The following is a 25251-nucleotide window of genomic DNA, read 5'->3' on the forward strand; positions in this document are numbered from 1 at the left end:
ATTAATCATTTCTTGTTTTAAATCAGGAGAATAGTAACGATTTTTTCCTTTTTTGACGAACTCTATTCCGTAACGATCAATCAATTTAATCATGTACCTAATATTAGAATTATAGCATATTGAATCTAGAACAGTACATTAGGGCTGCTAAAAATATTTCTAGAAATAAGTTTGATTTTCCTAATCGAATTGTTGATATCTTATTTGAATCTACTATAGTGTTTTCTATTTAATCTGCTACACAACAAAATTATAGCAGATTGAATCTAGAATAGTACATTAGGGCTGCTAAAAATATTTCTAGAAATAAGTTTGACTTTCCTAATCGAATTGTTTATATCTTATTTCAATCCACTATATTTATCCCAAATTTATTTGACAGCTTCTCTAAGCTATAGCCTTGTTTTCTAAGTTCATAGATCTGAACTTTATCATCATAAGTTAATTTCATAATAAAAATACCCCAAAAGTTAGATTTTTTCTGTCTAACTTTTGGGGTGCAGTTCATTTATACCTGATACAATGCGTTTTTTTGATTATAAAGACTTTTTGCCCTACCTTTTCTAGGCGTTTAGAACCTTGTCTAAAAATTCTTTAAGACGCGGGTGTTGTGGGTTATCAAAGATTTGGTCAGGTGTACCGTCCTCAAGGAATTCACCGTCTGCAGTAAAGATAACTCGATTGGCAACCTTGCGGGCGAATCCCATTTCGTGGGTTACGATGATCATAGTCATACCTTGTTCAGCCAATTCCTTCATAACGTTAAGAACGTCGCCGACCATCTCAGGGTCAAGGGCAGAAGTTGGTTCGTCAAAGAGCATGATATCAGGGTTCATGGCTAGACCACGAGCGATAGCCACACGCTGTTTTTGACCACCTGATAGGCTTTCAGGATTTGCATTAGCCTTATCAGCGAGTCCAACTTTTTCAAGAAGTTCCATTCCCAATTTTTCAGCTTCGGCCTTAGTCATCAACTTATGCTCTACTGGTGCGAAAGTGATATTTTCCAATACCGTCATATGTGGGAAAAGATTGAAGTGCTGGAACACCATTCCGACATTTTCACGAACGTGGTCCACGTTGGTTGCTTTATCCGTCAAATCATAACCATTAACCGTGATATGACCTTTTGTACCTTCCTCAAGGAGATTCAAGCTACGCAAGAAAGTTGATTTACCTGAACCAGAAGGTCCAATGATACAAACAACATCTCCTTCATAGAATTTTGCTGAGATTCCTTTAAGGACTTTGTTTTTACCATATTGTTTATGTAAATTATCGACATCGATTTTTAATTTAGCCATTATTGAATCCTCTTTTCTAAGCGTTTTGCAAGTCTAGTAAGAAGAGTGATAATCACAAGATAGAAGACTGCGAGAATTGCATACATTTTGAAACTTTGGTAGTTACGAGCAATGATAATCTTACCAGTCTGGAAGAGTTCGACCAAACCGATTGCAGATACAATAGTTGTATCTTTAAGAGCGATGACAAATTGGTTGACGAAGTTTGGAAGCATAAGTTTGGTTGCTTGTGGCAAGACAATCTTACGCATGGTTTTACTGTAAGAGATACCAAGGCTTCGACTAGCTTCCATTTGTCCAATAGGAACAGCCTTAATACCACCACGAACAATTTCAGCGATGTAGGCAGCTGAGTTTAGGGAGAGGGCGATTGTACCAGCGACAAAGTCATTGATTGGACTCTGTTGGCCTGTAAGAGATTCGATAAAGTTAGGAACTCCCCAGAAAATAAAGGCAGCAAGAATCATCAATGGAATACCACGAATCACATCGACAAAGATTTCTGAAATAAGACGAAGTGATTTATAAGGACTAACGCTAAACATACCAAAGATAATCCCGATAACAATCGCAATTGCAAAGGAAATCAAAGCTAGAGAAAGGGTAATTCCAAGTCCACTTAAGAGTTGTTTGTAGTTGTTTTTCAACAAGCCCAAGATAGTAGTTTCGTCAACAGTTGATGATTCACTTGTTGAATCAGTTGCAAGGTATTTATCAAGAATCTTTTGGAACTCACCACTTGCTTTAAGATTTGCAAGACCGTTGTTGAACATTTCAATCAATTCAGGATTGCTTCCCTTTTTGACTGCAAAAGCAGTTTCACCGATTGGAGTACCTTCGATTGGTGTTTTTAATTTTTGCCCTTGACTGATAGAGTATTTAAGAACTGGTTCGTCATCCATTACGGCGTCAATTGAACCTGTGTTCAAGCTGTCATACATAGATGAACCGTCTGCAAAGGTTTTAATTTTATAACCATATTTGCTTTGATTTTCAGTTAGGAAGGTTTGAGAAGCAGTACCGTTTTTTACACCAACGGTTTTACCATTCAAATCTTCATAAGAAGAGATGGTACTTGATTCCTTAACTCCAAGAATAGTATTAGCTGTATAGTAAGAATCAGAGAAATCAAAGGTTTCTTTACGAGCGTCTGTAACAGACATACCAGCAATCATACCATCAGCTTGACCAGATTGGACCGCGTTAATAGCAGCGTCAAAACCTGGGTTGGTGATTTCAATTTCAAAACCTTGGTCTTCGGCAATAGCCTTGATCAAGTCCATATCAATACCAGTGTACTGGTTGCTTGAGTTTTGGAAAACGAATGGTGCAAATGAAGAATCACTTGCGATAACGTATTTTGATTTGACTGGAGTAGCTTTTTGTCCTGCGCTTGTAGTAGAAGTGAGAGAAGTCACTTGTGAACTAGTTTTAGAGGAACTTGTCCATTTATTGATAATTTTGTCCAAGCTACCATCTTTTTTCATCTGAGCCAAAGCTTCGTTAAATTCTGTAACCAGGTATTCGTACTTGCTACCTTTTTTAACTCCAAAAGCAAAGCTTCCAACGGCTTCTCCGTCCATGTTGATACTGAGATCTTGCCCTTGGTTAATAGCGTACTCGATGACTGGTTTGTCATCCATGATGGCATTTACAGCCCCTGTACTGAGACTGTTATTCATCAAATCACCAGTATCAAAGGTTTTGATAGTGAAACCATATTTATCTTTGATGCTTTCTAGGAAACGTTGTGCGGCAGTACCGTTTTTAACACCAACAGTTTTACCACTGAGTTCTTCATACTTAGTGATTTTGTTAGACTTAGTCGTTGCGATGACAACTTTTGTATCATAGTATGTATCAGACATGGTAAAGACGTTTTCACGTTCTTTGGTTTTTGTCATACCAGCCATGATCGCATCTGCTTGCCCTGCTTGGACCGCATTGACAGCAGCATCAAAGCCTGGATAAGACATTTGGATATTCCATCCTTTTATCTCAGCGACTTTATTGATAATGTCGACATCAATTCCTTTATAAGTCTGGTCTGTATCTTTAAACTCAAAGGGTGCATAAGCTGTATCACTAACAATCTTGATAGTGTCCGCATTAGCATAGCCTAAAGAGAATAAGGGAAATAAAAATAATAAAAATGCAAGGATTTTTTTCTTCATGTTTAGTCTCCTTTTTAGAATATTTACCCATTATAGCAGAAAATAAAAAAGTTGGCAAATATTTAGTGTTTTTATGTAAGAAGATGTGACATTGGGTTTCTTGTGATACTGATTTTTTTGATGTAAAAATTAAAAGAAGCCGAACACATAATGATGAGTTCGGCTTGTTCTATATAATAGGAATGATTAGCTTGACTTGTGCACCATTATTGCTATTTTCTAAGTGCATAGTTCCATTATGAAGTTTCATGACGCGTTTGACGAAAGATAAACCAAGTCCATAGTGACTTTCTTGAGAGGGGGTTCTTGCTTGGTCATCTTTATAGAAAAGATTTCCAGCATTTTGTAATATGTTTTTTGAAAAACTAGATTGGTTATTCCATATAGTTAGAACCAATTGACTATTTTCTTGTGAAATTGTTAGGTTGATTTGTGCATCATTTTCTTTTTGATGTTGTATTGCATTATTAATAATATTTGTGATTGCTCGGAAAAATATATTGGAATGAATTTCAATTTGTGTCGATGGATTTATTGTGTTTGTAAAAACAAAGTGTGTATTTCTAGGAACTAAAGGTGTGATATGTTCCTTTAATTGACGAGTTAATTGTTGAATTGAGATCTTTTCAAGTTGAATATCATGGTCATAAAAAGTTTTGGAGTATTGGATGAAGTGATTGAAATAATCGTTTAACTGAATACTTGCTTGCTCCAGATCTTTTAGACATTCCATTACTTGGGGTGTTTGCTTGGTAGATTGTAGGAATTCAGCATTTCCTCTTATGACAGTTAGAGGAGTTCGAAGATCATGCGCAGCGCTAGATACTTGAAACATGAGTTCTTTTTTTTGTTCTTTTTCATTTTCAATCCTATTTTTTATATCAGATTGCATTTTTTCTATTAGATCATTTGTTTCAATAAACTCTTTAATCTGTAAATGCTGATTTTCATTTTTTTTGAAATATAGACCACTATGATAAACCATGTTCATTTCTTTTTGAATCTTGGTTAATAATTGTCGAATATTTGTTACAATGATGAGAATTAAAATGATGCAAAGATAAATCCAAGAACTGACGCTAAAAAATAAAGCAAAGAGATTGGCATTTTTCTCATTGATTCCAGATACAGAAGATAGAAGAGCGGGAACTATGTAAAAAAGTATAAGGCATAGAAGAAATTGCCAAATGATTTTAAGGTAGGTATGCTGAATGAGTTGTTTGATTGTCATTTCTTTTGCCATTTGTATCCTCCTCCCCAAACCGTTTTGATAGGATCAATTTGATGAGCCTTAAATTTTTGTCTGATTTGATAGATGTATTCGGTGATTGAACGTAGCTGTACATCAGAGCTTACAGGATAGAGGTAATCGTAAAGTTCCTCTGCGCTAAATATTCGGTTCTCATTTTTAGCTAAAAGGTAAAGTAGATCAAATTCTCGCTTAGTTAGAGAAATGCTCTTTGATTGATAATAAACTTCTTGACTATCTCGATAAAAAGTTATATTTGAAATCAATTCTTCTTTAGAGGTTTGGCACAATCTTTCCTCTCTCCGAAGATGCATTTGAATTCTTGCAATCAATTCCTTAATGCTAAATGGTTTTGTGATGTAGTCATCTGCTCCAGCTTGTATCCCCTTTAGTAAATCTTCTTCAAAATCTTTAGCAGTTAGAAACAGGATCGGAGTAGTAATTTGTGAACGAATGGAGCGACAAATCTCTAAACCAGAAATAGGCATCATGACATCAAGTAAAATCAGATCGAATCCAGTAAAGTCACAAATATCGATCTCTTCTATATTTGACCGAATTTCTACGTTAAAGTTGTTTGCTTCTAATGCATTCCCTATTAATCGTAAGATTTTTTCATCATCGTCAATTGCTAAAATTTTATACTTCATAATCCCTCCAATTACTTGTGTATATTATAGCAAACATAGAAAGTAATTTGTTAGAAATGAAAAAATAATTATAAAAATGTTTATTCTGATTTTTTCCTGATATTCTCCTGATATACTTGCTCCAAGTGAAGGTGAAATTTCACAAAAAGTCAGAAGGGAAAAAGAATGAATGATAACAATTCAAAATCTACATAAGGAATATAATAATAAAATTGTCCTGCAAAACGTGTCTTTCAAAGCTAAGAAAGGTGAGGTAACTGGATTGATTGGACCAAATGGTTCTGGGAAATCGACTTTAATCAGAATTTTACTTGGTTTAGAAAATAGTCAGACGGGAATGGCATTGATCAATGGCAAAAAATACTCTCAATTGGGAGATAATCCTTTTTGTGTTGTTGGATCATTCCTCGACAGTTGCCAACCTTATCCAACAAGAACAGGATTTCAGCATCTTCGGTGGATTGGCTTGGCTTGTGGTGTTGACAGAAATAGGTGCAACGAATGTTTAGAGTTGGTGGGGTTAAGTGAAGCTAAAAATAAAAAAGTAAAGGACTATTCATTAGGGATGAAGCAACGTCTTGGGTTAGCAACAGCCTTATTAGCAAATCCTGACATTTTAATTTTAGATGAGCCAATCAATGGACTAGATCCAGAAGGAATACGCTGGGTACGTAATTTTTTACAATCTTTTGTCAGTGAAGGTAAAACTGTCTTAATGACAAGTCATTATATGAGTGAGTTAGAATTAACTGTAGATCATTTGGTCGGGATTTCTAATGGGAAGATTGTTATTGATGGTCCTACCAAAGACATTTTGAAACAGTTTGGATCTTTTGAGGAAGCATATTTTAAGGCGCTCGAAGGGAAAGAAGGTGAATAATATGTTAAAGCGTTCCTTTTTTAGTGACCTTTATAAATATAGTAGTTTACCTACTTTTAAATTTACTTTTTTTCTTATTTTGGGTGTCAGCATATTTTTTACAATTCAAAATATCCAGGTGATAAATGCCTTAGTAGAAGGAAATGGCCAAGCAGTTAACCTTGATCCGTCTATGTTATCATCGAATCCAGTCTATACAGTCAGGGATGCTCTCTTATCTTCACCCTACCAAGCAAGTGTAATTTTCTTGCCAATCTTGGTTTCACTAGTTTATTCAACCCATTATCAATTTGGTGATGATTATTTTAGCCAATTATTGATTCCTAGCTGGAAAGCTCGTCTTACTGGTTTTATTGCAAGTTCGATAGTCTTATCACTACTTTCTACTGTAATATTTTCGATAGTAAATGCTGTTGTTTTACTCACTTTTCTAGATTCAACTTTAAAAAACTATTTAGAATTCACATTGTTTGTAGATGTTACGGCAAGAGTTGTGATATTTGCAATCGTCCTCACTTTATTAGCTATATTTTTAGTAAGAGTCACAAAAAAATCAATTTCTTCATTAATTGCAATCGTTTTATTATTAGTAATTACTTTATCAGGTGTTCTAAGAGGACTTTCTTCTAACATAGAGAATCTATTACCTTTGATTGGAGCAAAGTCATTTGCTTTTGGCCGAGTTGAAGGGACTCAAACGAGCCAATTGTATGGATTTATTCTTTTAGTAGTTGAAGGTGTTGTATTCTTAGTATTGATAATTGTTGTAGAAAAGATGCGAATGGGGAGGAAGAATGGCAAGAATATTTATCAGTCTTATCGTCAAAAAATATAGCTTAAAACCCGTAAAGTATCAGATAGCTATACAGTCGCTTCTGATAGGTTTTGTGTGCCTACTAAGTGTGTTACCAGTTGCAATCAATGGTACAATTTTAAATTTATCTTTAAAGCAAGCTCTTGTTTTTGCATCAATGCTCTCTGTTGCTATAGGGTGTGTTAATGCATTTGTAGACTTACAATCACACGAATCAAAACTAGTTTATTTGGTTAGTGGAAAAAGGATCTTAAGTTCAATTAGGATCCTGTTCGTAGAGTTATTTGATGTGTTACTACAATCAACTTTATATTTCATTGTACTGCATATATGGTTTCATTTTTTAAGTAGCGAAAATGGTGTCGGTTTAGCAATTTTCAGTTTCTATTTGATTGGCTCCATCCAATACTTTTTAATTTCTTACTTTTTAAGTTATTTTTTCAAAAGTCCAATGGGGAGTTTAGCTATTTTGTTGCTATTTCCTATTTTGTTACAACCTTTCATAGAAAGAGTAGTGGAACCAATGACTAGTTATCTATTTTACAATATTATTGCGGATACAATACTAGGGAGAGCTTCCTATTTGCAACTATGTGTTTATGCTATGGAATTGGTGTTTTCACTTGGAGCAACTCTTTACCTTTTGATAAGGAATCAAGAAGTTAAGTAGTAAAGTAGTCTCATAAAAATGATGCTGATGAACAAGCTTTGCTACTTCTGTAAGTCATTGATGTTGATGTTTATTACATATTGCATTGTTTCAAATAAAAGACAAGACTTTCGAAGTAATATCGAGAGTCTTGTTTATTCTTCACTTCTAATATGAGTCTATTTATATTGTCATTTAAACATGTACTGATTTACGGGATTATTTTGTTACATCTTGTATTTCCCTTTTATTCCCCAACTCAGAGAATTCTGGCGATTTATGGTAAAATAAGGTCTATATATGTGAGGACAAAGAGATGATCAATAGAATTACAGACAACAAATTTAAACTGGTATCTAAATACCAACCATCTGGGGATCAACCGCAGGCTATTGAGCAGTTGGTAGATAACATCGAGGGTGGTGAAAAAGCTCAAATCCTGATGGGGGCGACTGGTACAGGTAAAACCTATACCATGAGTCAGGTGATTTCAAAAGTTAATAAACCAACCCTAGTCATCGCCCACAATAAGACCCTAGCAGGCCAGCTCTACGGGGAGTTTAAGGAATTTTTCCCTGAGAATGCCGTCGAGTACTTCGTGTCCTATTACGATTACTACCAGCCAGAAGCCTATGTTCCCTCTAGTGATACTTATATCGAAAAAGATAGTTCAGTTAACGATGAGATTGATAAACTCCGTCACTCCGCTACATCAGCACTCTTGGAGCGTAACGATGTCATCGTTGTAGCATCTGTATCTTGTATTTATGGTTTGGGTTCCCCTAAAGAATATGCTGATAGTGTAGTAAGTTTGCGCCCAGGTCTTGAGATTTCTCGTGATAAACTGCTTAATGAATTGGTCGATATTCAATTTGAGCGTAATGACATTGATTTTCAGCGTGGAAGATTTCGTGTTCGTGGGGATGTGGTGGAAATTTTCCCAGCCTCTCGTGATGAGCATGCCTTTCGTGTTGAGTTCTTTGGAGATGAGATTGATCGTATTCGTGAAGTCGAAGCTCTGACGGGGCAAGTTCTGGGCGAAGTGGACCATTTGGCGATTTTCCCAGCCACTCACTTTGTGACCAATGATGACCACATGGAAGTGGCTATTGCCAAGATTCAGGCCGAGTTGGAAGAACAATTAGCTGTTTTTGAAAAGGAAGGTAAACTCCTCGAAGCTCAGCGTTTGAAACAGCGTACAGAGTACGATATCGAGATGTTGCGTGAGATGGGTTATACCAATGGTGTCGAAAACTACTCACGTCACATGGATGGACGAAGCGAAGGGGAGCCACCTTATACTCTTCTTGACTTCTTCCCAGATGATTTTCTGATTATGATTGACGAGAGCCACATGACCATGGGGCAAATCAAGGGGATGTACAATGGAGACCGTTCACGTAAGGAAATGTTGGTTAACTACGGTTTCCGTTTGCCGTCCGCCTTGGATAACCGACCTCTTCGTCGTGAAGAGTTTGAAAGTCATGTCCACCAGATTGTCTACGTTTCAGCGACACCTGGTGATTACGAGATGGAACAAACTGACACCGTGATTGAACAAATCATCCGTCCAACAGGTCTTTTGGATCCTGAGGTAGAAGTGCGTCCAACCATGGGACAGATTGATGACCTCTTAGGTGAAATCAATGCTCGTGTTGAAAAGAATGAACGCACCTTTATCACAACCTTGACCAAGAAAATGGCAGAAGACTTGACAGACTACTTCAAGGAAATGGGGATCAAGGTCAAGTACATGCACTCGGATATCAAGACTTTAGAGCGGACAGAGATTATCCGAGATTTACGATTAGGAGTCTTTGATGTCTTAGTCGGGATTAACCTCCTTCGTGAAGGGATTGACGTACCTGAAGTAAGTTTGGTTGCCATTCTCGATGCCGATAAGGAAGGCTTCCTCCGAAATGAGCGTGGTCTTATCCAAACCATCGGTCGTGCAGCCCGTAATAGTGAAGGGCATGTTATTATGTATGCTGACACAATGACACAGTCTATGCAAAAAGCTATCGATGAAACGGCTCGCCGTCGTAAGATTCAAATGGCCTATAATGAAGAGCATGGCATCGTCCCACAAACTATTAAGAAGGAAATCCGTGACCTTATTTCTGTCACAAAAACTGTGGCTAAAGAAGAAGACAAGGAAGTCGATATCAATAGCCTCAATAAACAAGAACGCAAAGAACTCGTCAAAAAACTGGAAAAACAAATGCAAGAAGCCGTCGAAGTGCTTGATTTCGAGTTGGCTGCCCAAATCCGTGACATGATGTTGGAAGTCGAGGCGTTGGGGTAGATAGGATAAATAGAATGAAGATTATCATTAAAACAATGGAAACTCCTGAAGAGATAGAAGGGAAATCCCTCGTTCACTGGCAAACGTGGAGAGAGGCTTATGACGATCTTTTACCCGCGGAATTTCAGGAGACGATGACATTAGAAAGATGTCGATTCTTTAGTCAAAAATATCCAGAAAATACTTTGATTGCGATGGATGGAAAGCAGGTCGTTGGATTTATCAGCTATGGAAATTTTCGTGATGAGGCCATTCAAGCTGGTGAAATCATTGCCTTATATGTTTTAAAAGATTACTATGGAAAAGGTGTGAGTGAACAGTTAATGCATGCTGCATTTGTTGCTCTTGATCATTTCTCTGAAATTTATTTATGGGTATTGAAAGATAATAAGAGAGCCATTGCTTTCTATCAAAAAATGGGTTTTACTTTTGATGGTCAAGAAAAAATACTTGACCTTGGAAAACCTGTTAAGGAATTGCGGATGATGTTTTCTTCAAATAAAAATTCCTAAAGGACATATCTATCAATCTTTGAACCATTATCAACTAATCAAGTATAAAAAGTGAAATAGATAGAATGAAACAAAGAGATGAAGGAGAAGATGAATGAAAATTCTAGTCATCAATGGACACCCAGATAAGGAAAGTTATTGTCAGGCTATTTTTCAAACCATTGTAGAAAATATTGACACAAATCATCATGAAGTTGAAGTGATCAAACTCAATGAAGAAGACTTTGATCCTGTTTTACGTTATGGTTATCGAAAACGTATGGAAGAAGATTCTTTTATCCTTCGTTCTCAGGAATTAATCCAATGGGCAGATCATTTCATATTTGTTTATCCTATCTGGTGGAGTAGTATGCCTAGCCTCATGAAAGGCTGGATTGATTGGGTCTTCACACCTGGGATTGCCTATTCTGCCAATGGCCAGGGGAGTTTTATCTGGAATTACCTAAGAGGCAAGCAGTTTAAAAAGTTATTAAAAGGGAAAACAGCCAGTATTTACGCAACCTCCATGGCGCCCACTTGGTGGTACAAGATCTTTTCGGGTCCTATCAACATTCCAGATAGCTATGGCATCTCTGTTTTGAAAAATGCGGTCTTGAATCACTGTGGGATTAAAACCAAGCGCGTGTGCGTACTAGGTGAAGTTGGACGGGATGTGAATACAGCAAGTATGCGTGAAGAGCATCTCCAAAAAGTAGCAGAAGAAGTTAAAAAACTATCATGAAACAAAAAAGTAAGAGACAGAAAATATTAAAAAAACACCAGAAATCAAATCGAAAGATTGGTTTACTAGACCGCATGAATCTGTGGTTTGTGCAACATTCAACAATTGCCTGGATCCTTGATGCAAGCGTTCTGTTCTTTTCTGCTCTAGGAATATTATGTCTATTGTACGGGACAACCCTTATTCCAAGTCCCTATCGGGAACCGCATTATAGTTTTCCACTTTATTTAAATATCGTTCTTTTGGTGAATGCATCTTATCATACTTTCCTTCGTAACTTTAGGAAAGACTGGATTTCCTTGCGAAATTTTGCAGAAGTGTTTTTATATTCTAACGGAATTGCTTGTGTATTACAGTTAACGATTGGGATGACCTCTAAAAGAGGAAGAAGACTACTTCCGATATGGGCATTAGACTATCGCTATATCTGGTTTCCCCTCGTTACTTATTTCATTTTCTTTCTAGTGCCTATTGTGACAATTATAATTTCCAAGTATATTGAAAAGAAAAAGAGAAAAGAAGAAAATGGGAAAAATACAATCAAATAAAAGTAACAAAAGAAAGTCAAATACAAAAAAGATTCTTTCAAGGAAAGAAAATCTTCAGCTTTGGATGAATTCTCATAAATTATTAGGTTTCTTCTTGGTATTTGGTCTAATCTTAGGAATAGGGCTAGGTGTCAATCTTGTTTTTAAACTCCTTCCTATTCCGTCGCCATACAGAGATATCAACTATAGTTTTCCAATATATATAAATCTTTTTTGTCTAGTGTATCGATTATTTGACTATTGGTTCCTAGACTTGACTAGGACAAGAATGACGATAAAAAGATATGCAGATTTATTTATCTATCTTAATAGTATCGGTCTAGTGGTTCATCTTTTTATTGGTATTGGCGGGAAAAATAGTAAAGGAATTTTACCTTCTCTCTTATCCCTAGATCACCGTTACATTTGGTTTCCAATAGCAACTTATCTGATCTTTTTCAGTTTGGCATCTATTATAACTATAGCGATGAAATATATTGAAAAGAAAAGGAGTCAATCATGATGAAACATCTAACTGTATTTAGGTTTATTTATCTTTTGTGCCTGGTATTTGTACTGATTCATTTTATCTTAGGCCTCTTTGGTTTAGCCTTTACGCCAGTCTTGTGGAATTTCTGGTTCTTTGGTCTTTGTTTAACCCTATTTATCCATCCGTGGACTATCTTTTATAAATCTAGAATCTTTCAATGGCATCATCTGATTTTTCAAGCTCTCAGTGGATTCGTTGCTCTCATAATCTGGTTTATGATATTTTTATTTTTCTCCACGGTTCCAGATTCATCTATGCCTATCAATTTAGACTACTATGTGATTAGGGAAAAAAATGAAATAAGAATCATCAGAGGATTCTTACTCCATGAAATTCATGAATATCATGACTTAGTTAATCCTTTGATTATGAAATCTAAAGTTAAGTATGTAGAAAAAAATTAAACATTAGAAAGTGAGTCTATGTATGTCTCGAGCACAATTAACCATTCTAACTAATATTTGTCTAATAGAAGACCTTGAAAATCAGCGCGTGGTTATGCAGTATCGATCGCCTGAAACCAACCGCTGGTCTGGCTATGCTTTTCCAGGAGGCCATGTTGAAAATGGAGAGGCTTTTGCAGAATCTGTTATTCGTGAAATATATGAGGAAACAGGTCTGACGATTCAAAATCCTCAACTGGTCGGCATTAAAAATTGGCCACTAGATACAGGTGAACGCTATATTGTCTTTTGTTATAAAGCGACTGAGTTCACTGGCACTCTCCAATCATCTGAAGAAGGAGAAGTGTCCTGGGTGCAAAAAGACCAGATTCCCAACTTGGATCTGGCCTATGATATGTTACTCTTGATGGAGATGATGGAAGCTCCTGATAAGTCAGAATTTTTCTATCGTCACCGTACAGAAGATGGATGGGAAAAGAAAACCTTCTAATCCTTTACTAAATAACCTAACTTATCCAAGGCCTTCTCGATGTAGAGGAGGTCTTGTTCGTTTTCAGCTTCGACTAGGTGATAATGGACGCCATCTGTTAATTCAGAAAGTGGTCTAAAGTCAGATCGTTCGACTTGCTCTAAAAAATGCTGAACGTCACGGCGACAAGAGAGTTTGAGCAAGGTTTCAATTTCTCCGTAGACAGGATGATCAATCAAGGTATTCTGAACACGTCCCCCATTATCGACGATAGCTAGAAGTTCTTGACCAATTTCTTCCATCTCGTGCTTAACTTTAAACAGTTTGTGAACATAAGGATTGGTTTTATTTTCTTTATAAATATAGCCACGATTGGTTGATAAGATCGGAGCACCATCAGCACGTAAAACAGCAATGTCCTGAACGATAATCTGGCGGGTTACATGAAAACGGTCTGCTAAAGTTTGGCCATTTAGAGGTTTTTGGGACTCCTTTAACAGTTGTAAAAGTGCTTCTTTTCGATTTTTTGTCATGTTCTTCTCTCTTAACGCTTAACGGCGTTTTCTCAATGCTTTATAAACAGCCAAGGCTAAGTAATAGTCTACCATACTATGGATAATAGTACCAAATCCAACTAATACAAACAAGACATAGAACATATTTTTTAAGTCAGTTCCAGTACTAGCATAAAAAATCACACAAGCCAAAACTTCAGCAATAGCATGAACCAAACCAAGTACAAAGTTAAAAATCAATGAAGATTTCTTATTGTCCAAGGTTTGAGGATGTTTTTGAAGATAGAAAGCACCCAGACTTCCAAAGAATATGTGGGAAAAGGCGCGAAGTACAATGACAATCGGATACCCAGCCATGAGAAATCCTAAACTAGAAGCTATGATAACAAAGATAGCCATCCATGGCGAGAGAAACATAGCGATAAAAATAGCAACGTGACTTCCTAAAGTGTAGGAAGCGGGAGGAATGACAATTTTAAAGGGCATCACCAAAGGAATCAAAATAGCGATAGCTGTTAGCAATGCGGTTAAGGTCATGAATTGTGTTTTCTTTTGTGTATTCATAATAACTCCTTTTAACTGTATATACAGTTGTATAGTACAATAAAAAATCAAACAAGTCAAGAACTAAAATTGATTTTTGATGAGATTATCTTGAAATAAGGTTAAAAAATAAATAAATTTTTTAAAAAATAAGAAAAAAACTCTTGCACTAAACAAAGTAGTATGGTATAATTATATACGGTTTGAAAAAACTGCCTAAGACAGTAGGGGAGCTCGACTCATAAATATCCTACCGAGGACAAAACGTATCATGTAAAAAGAAGCGTATTGTACTTTCGTGTCTAGGTTTGGGCGCGTTTTTCTTTTGGAAAAATTCCCCCAAGCAAAATAATTACGGAGGTGAACACACTAATGAGTGAAGCAATTATTGCTAAAAAAGCGGAACTAGTTGACGTAGTAGCTGAAAAAATGAAAGCTGCTGCATCAATCGTCGTTGTAGACGCTCGTGGTTTGACAGTTGAACAAGATACAGTTCTTCGTCGTGAGCTTCGTGGAAGCGAAGTTGAGTATAAAGTTATTAAAAACTCAATCTTACGTCGTGCGGCTGAAAAAGCTGGCCTTGCAGAACTTGCATCTGTATTTGTTGGACCATCTGCTGTAGCATTTTCTAACGAAGATGTTATCGCTCCAGCGAAAATCTTGAACGACTTTGCTAAAAACGCTGACGCACTTGAAATCAAAGGTGGTGCAATCGAAGGCGCTGTCGCATCAAAAGAAGAAATCGTTGCTCTTGCAACTCTTCCAAACCGCGAAGGACTTCTTTCTATGCTCCTTTCTGTACTTCAAGCGCCAGTGCGCAATGTTGCTCTTGCAGTCAAAGCGGTTGCAGACAACAAAGAAGACGCAGCTTAATCTTAAGCTACGCAGCGTAGCCTAGCTACAAAAATATAAACATAAAATATAAACTTATTTGGAGGAAATAACAATGGCATTGAACATTGAAAACATTATTGCTGAAATTAAAGAAGCTTCAATCCTTGAATTGAACGACCTTGTAAAAGCTATCGAAGAAGAATTTGGTGTAACTGCAGCTGCTCCTGTAGCTGTAGCTGCTGCTGGTGGTGCTGAAGAAGCTGCTAAAGATTCATTTGACGTTGAATTGACAGCTGCAGGCGACAAGAAAGTCGGCGTTATCAAAGTTGTACGTGAAATCACAGGTCTTGGTCTTAAAGAAGCTAAAGAACTTGTTGATGGTGCACCAGGTGTCATCAAAGAAGGCGTTGCAGCTGCAGAAGCTGAAGAAATCAAAGCTAAATTGGAAGAAGCTGGAGCTTCAGTTACTCTTAAATAATAGAGCGACTACATTCGTAGCTTAAAAACATGATTAAACCGCTATTCTTAGGAGTAGCGGTTTTTCTTTTTGTTTGAGAAGGGGCAAAAAGGGAAGCGTTAAATTAATTTGGCTGAGAAATATATAGGACTAGTGATAAAATAATTTTACTTTTTCATTTCTTTTTGTTATAATAGACGACAAGAAAGAATATCTTATCAGTAAATCCCAAGCGAGCCTGTGATAGTGAGAGTCAGGTGATTGAGAGATGAGTGTGGCGCTTTTGGTAAATTTTAAAAAATAATGAAGTAATAAATTAGGGTGGAACCGCGTTTCTGACGCCCCTAGGTCACTTGACTTAGGAGCAAAGACACGGTTCTTTTTGTATTCTAGGTCATAAGAATTTATAATAAAGGAGTAAATAATGTCTAAAAAATTGACTTTCCAGGAAATTATCCTTACTTTGCAACAATACTGGAATGACCAGGGTTGTATGCTCATGCAGGCTTATGACAACGAAAAGGGTGCGGGAACTATGAGCCCTTATACTTTCCTTCGTGCTATTGGTCCTGAGCCATGGAATGCGGCTTATGTAGAGCCATCACGTCGTCCAGCAGACGGTCGTTACGGGGAAAATCCAAACCGTCTTTACCAACACCATCAATTCCAAGTGGTCATGAAACCATCACCTTCAAACATCCAAGAGCTCTACCTTGAGTCATTGGAAAAATTGGGAATCAATCCTTTGGAACACGATATTCGTTTCGTTGAAGATAACTGGGAAAACCCATCAACTGGATCAGCAGGTCTTGGTTGGGAAGTTTGGCTTGACGGTATGGAAATCACTCAATTCACTTACTTCCAACAAGTCGGTGGCTTGGCAACTGGTCCTGTTACAGCTGAGGTTACTTATGGTTTAGAGCGTTTAGCTTCTTATATTCAGGAAGTAGACTCAGTTTACGATATTGAGTGGGCTCCAGGTGTTAAATACGGAGAAATCTTCCTTCAACCAGAATATGAGCATTCAAAATACAGCTTTGAAGTTTCTGATCAAGATATGCTTCTTGAAAACTTTGAGAAATTCGAAAAAGAAGCAGGACGTGCTTTGGAATTGGGACTTGTACACCCAGCCTATGACTACGTTTTGAAATGTTCACATACCTTTAACTTACTCGACGCTCGTGGTGCTGTATCCGTTACAGAACGTGCTGGTTATATCGCTCGTATTCGTAACTTAGCCCGTGTCGTAGCTAAAACATTCGTGGCAGAACGCAAGAAACTTGGATACCCACTTCTTGATGAAGCAACACGTGCAAAACTCCTAGCAGAAGAGGAAGAATAAGCAAGGTTACAAGAATGGAAAATGGGCAAACAAGGTGAGCCCACATGACTACCCAGAGGTAAGTCGAAGACTTGCTAAAGGGATAGGCACCGCCGTACTGGTATCTGGGGATTTTTGAAACTTTAGGTTCAAAAATCAGTTGGCTAAATCCACTTTGATGAGACTGTTGGAAATCTTTGTCAAGAAGACAGAAGATTTCCCCACAGACTCACAAAGTTAGTTAGCAACGTCCCCAGTACCTAAGGTGCCTATTAAAAAGAAGAAATTTTATAAAGGAAAAAACATGGCAAAAAATTTATTAGTAGAACTAGGACTCGAAGAGTTACCAGCCTACGTTGTCACACCAAGTGAAAAACAACTAGGTGAAAAAATGGCAGCTTTTTTGGATAATAACCGCCTTTCATACGAAGGAATTCAAACTTTTTCAACTCCACGTCGTTTGGCTGTTCGCGTACTTGGCTTGGCAGACCAACAAACGGATTTGACTGAAGATTTTAAAGGACCTTCTAAAAAAATTGCTTTGGATGCAGAAGGAAACTTTTCTAAAGCAGCGCAAGGGTTTGTCCGTGGTAAAGGCTTGACTGTAGATGATATCGAATTTCGTGAAATTAAGGGTGAAGAATATGTCTATGTAACTAAGCATGAAGCTGGAAAACCAGCTGAGGAAGTTTTGGCTGGAATTCCAGAAGTGTTGGCTAGTTTAAGCTTCCCAGTAAGTATGCACTGGGCAAACAATACCTTTGAATATATCCGTCCGGTCCATACATTGACAGTTCTTTTGGATGATGTGGCACTCGATATGGATTTCCTAGATATTCATTCAGGAAGAGTCAGTCGTGGACATCGTTTCCTTGGTCACGAAGTAGAAATTCAGCATGCTGACAGCTATGAAGAAGACCTGCGCAAAGTTTATGTTATTGCAGATAGCACTGAACGCGAAAATATGATTCGTGAGCAAATTAAGGCTATCGAAGCTGCAGAAGGTGTTCAGGTACAAATTGATGAAGGACTCTTGAATGAAGTTCTGAATTTGGTTGAATACCCAACTGCCTTCATGGGGAATTTTGATCCTAAGTACCTAGAGGTTCCAGAAGAAGTTTTGGTCACTTCAATGGAAACTCACCAACGCTACTTTGTAGTACGTGACCTTGATGGAAATCTAAAACCAAACTTTATTTCTGTTCGTAACGGAAATGCAGAGTATTTGGATAATGTCATCCGAGGAAATGAGAAAGTCTTGGTGGCACGTCTTGAAGATGGTGAATTCTTCTGGCGTGAAGACCAAAAACTCAAGATTGAAGATCTTGTAGCTAAATTATCACACGTAACCTTCCATGAAAAGATTGGTTCACTTCGTGAGCACATGATTCGTACAGGGCAAATTGCTATCCTTTTGGCAGAAAAAGCAGGTTTATCGGTAGATGAAACTGTTGACCTTGCTCGTGCTGCAACCATTTATAAGTTTGACCTCTTGACTGGTATGGTTGGTGAATTTGATGAGCTTCAAGGGATCATGGGTGAGAAATATGCTCTTCTCGCTGGTGAGAATGCAGCAGTAGCACAAGCTATTCGTGAACATTACCTTCCAGATTCTGCAGATGGTGCTCTTCCTGAGTCTAAAGTCGGAGCTATCCTTGCACTAGCTGATAAATTGGATACTCTCTTGTCCTTCTTCTCTGTTGGCTTGATTCCATCTGGTTCAAATGACCCTTATGCTCTTCGTCGTGCAACACAAGGGATTGTCCGTATCTTGGAAGACTTTGGCTGGAATATTCCAATGGACGAATTGATTGCTAGCCTTTATGCTTTATCATTTGATAGCCTAACTTACGATAATCAAGAAGAAGTGCTTAACTTCATCAAAGCTCGTGTTGATAAGATGATGGGGTCTACTGCAAAAGATATTAAGGAAGCTGTTCTAGCAAGTTCAAACTTTGTTGTTTCTGATATGATTGAAGCAGCAGAAGCACTGAAAGAAGCATCTCTAAATAGTAACTACAAACCAGCTGTTGAATCCTTATCTCGTGCCTTTAACCTAGCGGAAAAAGCAGAAGGTTCAGTCAAAGTTGATACTAGTCTCTTTGAAAATGAACAGGAAAAAGAACTAGCTCAAGCAGTAGAAAATCTAGAATTGAAAGGTTCAGCTAGTGATAAATTAACGCAGTTATTTGCTCTTAGTCCTGTTATTGATGCATTCTTTGACAATACAATGGTTATGGCAGAGGATGTTGATGTTAAGAATAATCGCCTAGCTATTCTAACTGAACTTGTGAATAAAGCAAAAACTGTCGCTGCTTTTAATCTTCTTAATACAAAATAGAAATTAAAAAGTAGATTGGAGGTTCAAATATGACACCAGAAAAAATCGCTCGTATTAATGAGCTTGCGAAAAAGAAAAAAACTGAAGGCTTGACTGCAGAAGAAAAAGTAGAACAAGCTAAACTTCGTGAGGAATATATCGAAGGATATCGTCGTTCAGTTCGTCATCACATTGAAGGGATCAAAATCGTAGATGAAGATGGAAATGATGTGACTCCTGAAAAACTTCGTCAGGTACAACGTGAAAAAGGCTTGCATGGTCGTAGTCTTGACGATCCAAATTCATAATTTTGAGATATAGAAAACTCGGTTAGATTTTACTAACCGAGTTTTTGTTTTAAAAAAAGGAACCTAAAGAGGTTCCTTTAGTATTAAATTTTATACTCATCGAAAATCAAATTCAAACCACGTCAGCTTCACCTTGCCGTATATATGTTACTGACTTCGTCAGTTCTATCTACAACCTCAAAGCAGTGCTTTGAGCAACCTGCGGCTAGCTTCCTAGATTGCTCTTTGATTTTCATTGAGTATTAGTTACTTGCACCAGAAGTAGCGTCTGCATCTCCATGGCCGCCATCAGCTGAGTCAGAAGCGCCCGAAGTAGCATCTGCGTCGCCATGACCTCCAGCAGCAGGAGCAAACGGTCCGCTTCCTCCTACCAAGCGTTGACCTGTTTCTTTCAAGTACCAGTCAAGCCATGGTTGGAAGTTAAAGACAATTTCATTGATACCAGCATATGAACCATCAGGATAGTACATAGCTTGGTAGTTGTGAGTGTTGATAACACCGGCAGGAGAACCAGGAACAATTGTACGTACGTATTCTTGGTTACCGTTTCTAAGAGTTCCAATAACCCACTCAACATTTTTCATACGTGCTGGTGGAAGTGAACCGTGAACTGTTGACATACGGCTACCAGATTGAGGTGGTACACGTTTCGCAAACATTGTATCAGGATCTTGGTGAGCATTGTTGTAGTAGAGGAATTGGTTGTTATCGTCAGCGTATGTCAATTCAAAAGGCATAGCTTTCAAGAACATATCAATTTGGTTAACTGTAAGGATACCATGGTCAAGTTTAACGTATGTATCCCCTGAAACAGCACCTGTAATTTCTGCAACTTTTTCTACCCAGTTTGGATCGTCAGGATCAACTTCTGTAATAGTTGTAGCGATTGGTTTTCCACAATCCAAGTCTTCTGGTTCAATTGGTTTTGGTTTTTTCAATTTAGAAACGACTCCCACGTATTTGACAAAGTTATCTAAGCAAGTTTCAAGGAATTTAACAGTTCCTTCGTTAATAATATTTCCGTTTGTATCAAAAGCTTCTTTGGCTTTTCCAAGAAGGAATTCATTACCTGGTAATGTGTAGGCATTTACTCCTGGTGCATCAAGAATTTTACGAAGGTGAACTTGAGCACGTGAAGTTCCTTGATCGTAGTATGAAGCACCCACAATCATAACTGGTTTGTTTTCGAATGGGTGAACTTCGTATGAAAGCCATTCAAGGACTGACTTAAGTGAAGCAGAAATAGTGTGGTTGTGCTCTGGAGTAGCAATAATGACACCATCAGCACGAGTGATTTTGTTGTAAAGAAGACGTAATTGGAAGCTTTCATCCCATTTTTCATCTTGATTAAACATTGGAACTTCATCAATTTCAAGAACTTCTAATTCAAATTTTAGTTTGAAGTTACGACGGATGAATTCCAAGAGTTTGCGGTTATATGATTGATCGTAGTTTGATCCAACAAGTCCAACAAATTTCATTCTATTTTGTCTCCTATCTTACAAGTTTTCCCAGTCAAATTCTTCTGCATCTTTGCGAAGCAATTCTTGCGCGCTACGCAATTTTTCAGTAATCTTGACAAAAATACGGAAGTCATCAAAGATGGCATCTAATTTATTAATAACATCAAGATCTACCAAGTCACCATTCTTATCAAATGCTTGAAGAGAATGAGAAAGCAAGAATTCATCAGGTAGAACTGTTGCTTTAATCTCAGGAGCATTCAAAATTTGACGAAGTTGCAATTGAGCACGTGAAGAACCAAGAGTACCATATGAAGCACCAGTAATCATGACTGGTTTATTCAAAAGTGGGAATACTCCGTAAGAAATCCAAGCAAGGGCGCTCATAAGTACAGCTGGAATTGAGTGGTCATATTCTGGAGTACCGATAATAACACCATCAGCTGCTTCGATTTTAGCTACGATTTCCATAGCTTCATCCGGGATTTGTTTGTCGGCTGGTTTGTTGAAAACTGGAAGATCTTTAATTTCGACCAATTCGATTTCTGCTTTATCAGCAAAGTGTTTTTGCATATATTGAAGCAGTTGGCGGTTTGTGGAACGCTTAGAGTTAGTTCCTACAATAGCAATAAGTTTAAGCATGGGCTTTCCTTTCTCTTTTGCATTATTAATTAATTACCGTTGGATACCAGATGAACAAGCGATGTGTCCATCTTTGTCAATGAGGATGGTTTCGATACCATCAATATTTTCGACTTGCCACATGATAGAAGCGCTACGCTCACCAAACAATCGTGTGGTCCATATCTCACCATCAACTGAGCGGTCAGATATAATCGTTAAACTAGCCAAATCCGTTTCAATAGGATAGCCCGTTTCACTATCGAAAATGTGATGATAATCCTTTCCATCGATTTCAAGATGCCGTTCATAAATTCCAGATGTAACAACTGACTTTCCAGTAATAGATAAGGTCATCAGGTGATTACCACGTGGATGATTAGGGTCTTGAATACCAATTTGCCAAGGTTGTCCATTTCTGGCTTGGTTATTACCAATGGTAAGGATATTTCCTCCTAGATTGATAAGAGCAGAAGTGACACCATTTTCTTTTAAGAAAGTAGCAACCTTATCTGCGCTATAGCCCTTTGCTAGACAACCTAAATCAATTTTCATTCCTTTCTTTTCTAAGAAAACAGTAGAAGAAATTGAATCAAGTTTGATAAAACGGGGATCTATCAATGGTAAAACCGAAGAAATTTCTTCAGGACTAGCAACTTTTGCATCGGAAAAACCAATACGCCAGGTTTGTACCAAGGGACCGATGCTGATATTGAGATTGCTTCCAGAGGCTAGACTGTGTTCTAATCCTAAAGAAATCAGTTCAAACAGATCAGGGTGGACCTTAACTGGGGCAATTCCTGCCTGATAGTTAATTTCCATCAATTCCGATTCGGTACTATTCGCATTAAAGCGAAATTCAAGTTCTTTGAGCAAATCAAAAGCTTGACGGAGAAGATTATCCGCTTGTTCATGTACCAAGGAAATAGTAATCGTAGTTCCCATTAACCGTTCAGATAATGAACTGAGAGGCAAAAAATCAACTCCCTTCAAATCAATTGGAAATAGTTGTAAATCCAGATATGAAAGCAATCTGAAGATTTAAATTTCATTTCCATATAAATAGAATATCATAAAGTCAGCGTTTTCACAAATTATTTTTTACAAAAAGTCAAGAAATATGCTCAAAAAAACTATATTTCCTTAAAATTTAATTTGAAAACACTGAAAATAAATTAATATATGTTTCTAGTATTTTCGAAAATAAGGGAAAACAAGTAAAAAGCTTGTAAACGCTCACAGATAATGATATACTAGAAAGGTAAATAAAAAATTAAAGGTAGGAATTATCTTATGAGTAAAATCGTAGTCGTGGGTGCTAACCACGCTGGAACTGCTTGTATCAACACTATGTTGGACAATTTTGGAAGTGAAAATGAAATCGTTGTCTTTGACCAAAACTCAAACATTTCATTCCTAGGATGTGGAATGGCTCTTTGGATTGGTGAGCAAATCGATGGTCCAGAAGGTCTCTTCTACTCAGATAAAGAAAAATTGGAAGCAAAAGGTGCTAAAGTTTATATGAACTCACCAGTTCTTTCAATTGACTATGATAACAAAGTTGTAACTGCTGAAGTTGATGGAAAAGAACACAAAGAATCATACGAAAAATTGATCTTTGCTACAGGTTCAACTCCAATCTTGCCACCAATCGAAGGTGTTGAAATTGTTAAGGGTAACCGCGAATTCAAAGCAACTCTTGAAAATGTACAATTCGTTAAATTGTACCAAAACGCTGAAGAAGTTATCAACAAACTTGCTGACAAGAGCAAACATCTTGAGCGTATCGCTGTTGTCGGTGGTGGATACATCGGTGTTGAGCTTGCTGAAGCATTCGAACGTCTTGGAAAAGAAGTTGTCCTTGTTGACATCGTAGACACAGTCTTGAACGGTTACTACGACAAAGACTTCACGCAATTGATGGCTAAGAACTTGGAAGACCACAACATCCGCTTGGCACTTGGACAAACTGTTAAAGCTATCGAAGGTGACGGTAAAGTTGAACGCTTGATCACTGATAAAGAAACATTCGATGTTGACATGGTTGTTCTTGCAGTTGGTTTCCGTCCTAATACAGCTCTTGCTGATGGCAAGATTGAACTTTTCCGCAATGGTGCTTTCCTTGTTAACAAGAAACAAGAAACTTCACTTCCAGGTGTGTTCGCTGTGGGTGACTGTGCAACTGTTTATGACAACGCTCGTAAAGACACTAGCTACATCGCTCTTGCATCAAACGCTGTACGTACTGGTATCGTTGGTGCTTACAATGCTTGTGGACATGAGCTTGAAGGAATCGGTGTTCAAGGATCAAACGGTATCTCTATCTACGGTCTTCACATGGTTTCAACTGGTTTGACTCTTGAAAAAGCTAAAGCTGCAGGCTACAATGCTGTTGAAACAGGCTTCAACGATCTTCAAAAACCAGAATTTATGAAACATGATAACTATGAAGTTGCAATCAAGATTGTCTTTGATAAAGACAGCCGTGAAATCCTTGGTGCTCAAATGGTATCTCGTGATTCAGCAATCAGCATGGGAATTCACATGTTCTCATTGGCTATCCAAGAACATGTTACAATTGAAAAATTGGCATTGACAGACCTATTCTTCTTGCCACACTTCAACAAACCATACAACTACATCACAATGGCTGCACTTACAGCTGAAAAATAATGACTTGTAAAACGGAAGATTTGTTTCTTCCGTTTTTATCATCAAAAAAATAGTAACTTCAAATTCAAAGTTACTATTTTTGTTGTCTATGTGTTAGGAAGTTTCTTCTTTTACAAAGGTGAAGCCTTCTCCAAGAATTTCGTGAGCTTCAGTGATGGTGATAAAGGCTTTAGGATCAATCGTATGAATCAATTCTTTCATCTTAATCATTTCATTTCTTGCTACGATACAGTAGATAATTTTTAAATCTTTTTGACTGTAGTAACCTTGTCCAGATATGAAGGTGACACCTCGACCTAACTCTTCATTGATTTTATCTGCCACTTCCATAGGCTTTTGAGTGATAATCATAAAACCTTTTCCAGCATATCCGCCTTCACCAATCAAGTCAATAACTCTAGAGACGATGAAGTCAAATAGAAGTGTATAAGTAACGAGACGAAGGTCTTGGAAGATAATTAAAATGAGCATTAAGATGAGGAAGTCTAGTGCAAAGAGTAATTTCCCCACGGAGATATTGGTGTACTTATTAAGAATTCGAGCGACGATATCTGTTCCACCAGTGGTACCACCAGCATTGAAGATAATACCTAGACCAAGTCCTAAAAGAACACCCGCAACTAAAGCAACGATGACAAGATCTCCCTCAAGATTAAAGCTGAGAGGAATCTTGTCAAAGATTGCTAACCAAATGGATAAGGAAATGGTTCCGAGTAGGCTGCTGTACAGGGTCTTCGCACCAAATATTTTCCAGGCTAGAATGAATAATGGGATATTGATGATGAGGTTCATCACGGAGATAGGGATGTTAAAGAGATAATAGGTAATCAAGGTGATTCCTGTTGCTCCACCCTCGAATAAGTGGTGGGGCACAACAAAATACGTGAGTCCGAAGGCATAAATGGCAGCTCCGAATATAATAGTTAAAATAGATTTGATATGCCGTAGCATTGAACGCACCTCCCATTTTTATTTGAGTCTATAGCAG

At 37.5% G+C, this 25251-nt stretch carries 26 protein-coding genes, 1 pseudogene and 1 other annotated feature; of the genes and pseudogenes, 16 read left to right on the forward strand and 11 right to left on the reverse strand.

Translation table 11 applies throughout. The features are described from left to right. Positions 1–355: 355 nt before the first annotated feature. The 5 genes and pseudogenes from O3658_RS02385 to O3658_RS02405 form a co-directional block, all read right to left on the reverse strand. A pseudogene (locus O3658_RS02385) lies at positions 356–451 on the reverse strand (transposase); the annotation flags it as partial. A 112-nt stretch (positions 452–563) separates the two neighbouring features. Next, complete coding sequence (locus O3658_RS02390; protein ID WP_049503260.1) at positions 564–1304, reverse strand: amino acid ABC transporter ATP-binding protein; 741 nt, start codon at positions 1302–1304, stop codon at positions 564–566. Then, positions 1304–3478: an ABC transporter substrate-binding protein/permease gene (locus O3658_RS02395; RefSeq protein ID WP_371559134.1), complete on the reverse strand. Its 2175-nt coding sequence runs from the start codon at positions 3476–3478 to the stop codon at positions 1304–1306. Before O3658_RS02395 ends, O3658_RS02390 begins: the two co-directional genes overlap by 1 nt. 169 nt (positions 3479–3647) lie before the next feature. Then, a complete protein-coding gene (locus O3658_RS02400) occupies positions 3648–4721 on the reverse strand; it encodes a sensor histidine kinase (RefSeq protein WP_371559135.1) in 1074 nt (357 codons plus the stop codon). Then, positions 4706–5377 carry a response regulator transcription factor gene (locus O3658_RS02405; protein WP_371559136.1) on the reverse strand — a complete coding sequence of 224 codons (672 nt, stop codon included), beginning with the start codon at positions 5375–5377 and terminating at the stop codon, positions 4706–4708. The genes O3658_RS02400 and O3658_RS02405 overlap by 16 nt, the downstream gene beginning before the upstream one ends. 169 nt (positions 5378–5546) lie before the next feature. Here O3658_RS02405 and O3658_RS02410 point away from each other — a divergent pair, with 169 nt between their 5' ends. From O3658_RS02410 to O3658_RS02455, 10 genes are all read left to right on the forward strand, one after another. After that, positions 5547–6257 (forward strand): ABC transporter ATP-binding protein, encoded by a 711-nt coding sequence (locus tag O3658_RS02410; RefSeq protein WP_371559137.1) that lies wholly within the window; start codon positions 5547–5549, stop codon positions 6255–6257. A gap of 1 nt (position 6258) precedes the next feature. Next, positions 6259–7092, forward strand: a complete 834-nt coding sequence (locus O3658_RS02415; RefSeq protein ID WP_371559138.1) for a hypothetical protein — start codon at positions 6259–6261, stop codon at positions 7090–7092. After that, the gene (locus O3658_RS02420) at positions 7052–7741 is read left to right on the forward strand and encodes a hypothetical protein (RefSeq protein ID WP_371559139.1); all 690 of its coding nucleotides are present in this window, start codon (positions 7052–7054) and stop codon (positions 7739–7741) included. Before O3658_RS02415 ends, O3658_RS02420 begins: the two co-directional genes overlap by 41 nt. 295 nt (positions 7742–8036) lie before the next feature. Further along, positions 8037–10025 (forward strand): excinuclease ABC subunit UvrB, encoded by a 1989-nt coding sequence (gene uvrB, locus O3658_RS02425; protein ID WP_371559140.1) that lies wholly within the window; start codon positions 8037–8039, stop codon positions 10023–10025. Between the two features lie 14 nt (positions 10026–10039). Beyond that, a complete protein-coding gene (locus tag O3658_RS02430) occupies positions 10040–10537 on the forward strand; it encodes an N-acetyltransferase family protein (RefSeq protein ID WP_371559141.1) in 498 nt (165 codons plus the stop codon). A 94-nt stretch (positions 10538–10631) separates the two neighbouring features. Further along, entirely contained in the window at positions 10632–11258 is a 627-nt protein-coding gene (locus O3658_RS02435; RefSeq protein ID WP_371559142.1) for an NAD(P)H-dependent oxidoreductase, read from the forward strand. After that, positions 11255–11806, forward strand: a complete 552-nt coding sequence (locus tag O3658_RS02440; protein WP_371559143.1) for a hypothetical protein — start codon at positions 11255–11257, stop codon at positions 11804–11806. Before O3658_RS02435 ends, O3658_RS02440 begins: the two co-directional genes overlap by 4 nt. Then, entirely contained in the window at positions 11784–12308 is a 525-nt protein-coding gene (locus O3658_RS02445; protein WP_223299870.1) for a hypothetical protein, read from the forward strand. The genes O3658_RS02440 and O3658_RS02445 overlap by 23 nt, the downstream gene beginning before the upstream one ends. After that, complete coding sequence (locus O3658_RS02450; RefSeq protein ID WP_371559144.1) at positions 12305–12739, forward strand: hypothetical protein; 435 nt, start codon at positions 12305–12307, stop codon at positions 12737–12739. The genes O3658_RS02445 and O3658_RS02450 overlap by 4 nt, the downstream gene beginning before the upstream one ends. 22 nt (positions 12740–12761) lie before the next feature. Next, entirely contained in the window at positions 12762–13229 is a 468-nt protein-coding gene (locus O3658_RS02455) for an 8-oxo-dGTP diphosphatase (protein ID WP_371559145.1), read from the forward strand. Here the strand turns inward: O3658_RS02455 and O3658_RS02460 are convergent. After that, positions 13226–13741, reverse strand: coding sequence for a transcription repressor NadR (locus O3658_RS02460; RefSeq protein ID WP_075228334.1), 516 nt, complete (start codon positions 13739–13741; stop codon positions 13226–13228). The genes O3658_RS02455 and O3658_RS02460 overlap by 4 nt on opposite strands. A gap of 18 nt (positions 13742–13759) precedes the next feature. Next, positions 13760–14287: an ECF transporter S component gene (locus O3658_RS02465; RefSeq protein WP_153224740.1), complete on the reverse strand. Its 528-nt coding sequence runs from the start codon at positions 14285–14287 to the stop codon at positions 13760–13762. A 176-nt stretch (positions 14288–14463) separates the two neighbouring features. Next, positions 14464–14599: a sequence feature (ribosomal protein L10 leader region), on the forward strand. A 39-nt stretch (positions 14600–14638) separates the two neighbouring features. Here O3658_RS02465 and rplJ point away from each other — a divergent pair. The 5 genes from rplJ (at position 14639) to O3658_RS02490 (ending at position 19506) form a co-directional block, all read left to right on the forward strand. Next, the gene (gene rplJ / locus O3658_RS02470; RefSeq protein WP_001287269.1) at positions 14639–15139 is read left to right on the forward strand and encodes a 50S ribosomal protein L10; all 501 of its coding nucleotides are present in this window, start codon (positions 14639–14641) and stop codon (positions 15137–15139) included. 73 nt (positions 15140–15212) lie between these two features. Further along, a complete protein-coding gene (gene rplL / locus O3658_RS02475) occupies positions 15213–15578 on the forward strand; it encodes a 50S ribosomal protein L7/L12 (protein WP_001196968.1) in 366 nt (121 codons plus the stop codon). A gap of 403 nt (positions 15579–15981) precedes the next feature. Next, positions 15982–16899, forward strand: coding sequence for a glycine--tRNA ligase subunit alpha (gene glyQ, locus O3658_RS02480; protein WP_000038760.1), 918 nt, complete (start codon positions 15982–15984; stop codon positions 16897–16899). A 283-nt stretch (positions 16900–17182) separates the two neighbouring features. Next, positions 17183–19219, forward strand: a complete 2037-nt coding sequence (glyS, locus tag O3658_RS02485; protein ID WP_371559146.1) for a glycine--tRNA ligase subunit beta — start codon at positions 17183–17185, stop codon at positions 19217–19219. Between the two features lie 29 nt (positions 19220–19248). Next, positions 19249–19506: a DUF896 family protein gene (locus tag O3658_RS02490; protein ID WP_000187071.1), complete on the forward strand. Its 258-nt coding sequence runs from the start codon at positions 19249–19251 to the stop codon at positions 19504–19506. Between the two features lie 242 nt (positions 19507–19748). Here the strand turns inward: O3658_RS02490 and O3658_RS02495 are convergent, their stop codons facing one another. From O3658_RS02495 to O3658_RS02505, 3 genes are read right to left on the reverse strand one after another with little or no spacing between them, the layout of a single operon-like run. Continuing rightward, complete coding sequence (locus O3658_RS02495) at positions 19749–20987, reverse strand: NAD(P)H-dependent oxidoreductase (RefSeq protein WP_371559147.1); 1239 nt, start codon at positions 20985–20987, stop codon at positions 19749–19751. An 18-nt stretch (positions 20988–21005) separates the two neighbouring features. Further along, complete coding sequence (locus O3658_RS02500; RefSeq protein WP_371559148.1) at positions 21006–21611, reverse strand: NADPH-dependent FMN reductase; 606 nt, start codon at positions 21609–21611, stop codon at positions 21006–21008. Positions 21612–21644: 33 nt separating this feature from the next. After that, positions 21645–22565, reverse strand: coding sequence for an FAD:protein FMN transferase (locus tag O3658_RS02505; protein ID WP_371559149.1), 921 nt, complete (start codon positions 22563–22565; stop codon positions 21645–21647). 318 nt (positions 22566–22883) lie between these two features. On the opposite strand from O3658_RS02505, the gene nox reads away from it, so the two are divergent. Next, on the forward strand, positions 22884–24263 hold the full coding sequence (nox, locus tag O3658_RS02510; RefSeq protein WP_371559150.1) for a H2O-forming NADH oxidase: 1380 nt from the start codon (positions 22884–22886) through the stop codon (positions 24261–24263). A 93-nt stretch (positions 24264–24356) separates the two neighbouring features. On the opposite strand, the gene O3658_RS02515 is transcribed toward nox, so the two are convergent. Further along, positions 24357–25214, reverse strand: coding sequence for a YitT family protein (locus O3658_RS02515; RefSeq protein ID WP_301559946.1), 858 nt, complete (start codon positions 25212–25214; stop codon positions 24357–24359). Positions 25215–25251: the final 37 nt, after the last annotated feature.

It is taken from the genome of Streptococcus sp. 27098_8_69 (assembly GCF_041432445.1).
Lineage (GTDB): Bacteria > Bacillota > Bacilli > Lactobacillales > Streptococcaceae > Streptococcus.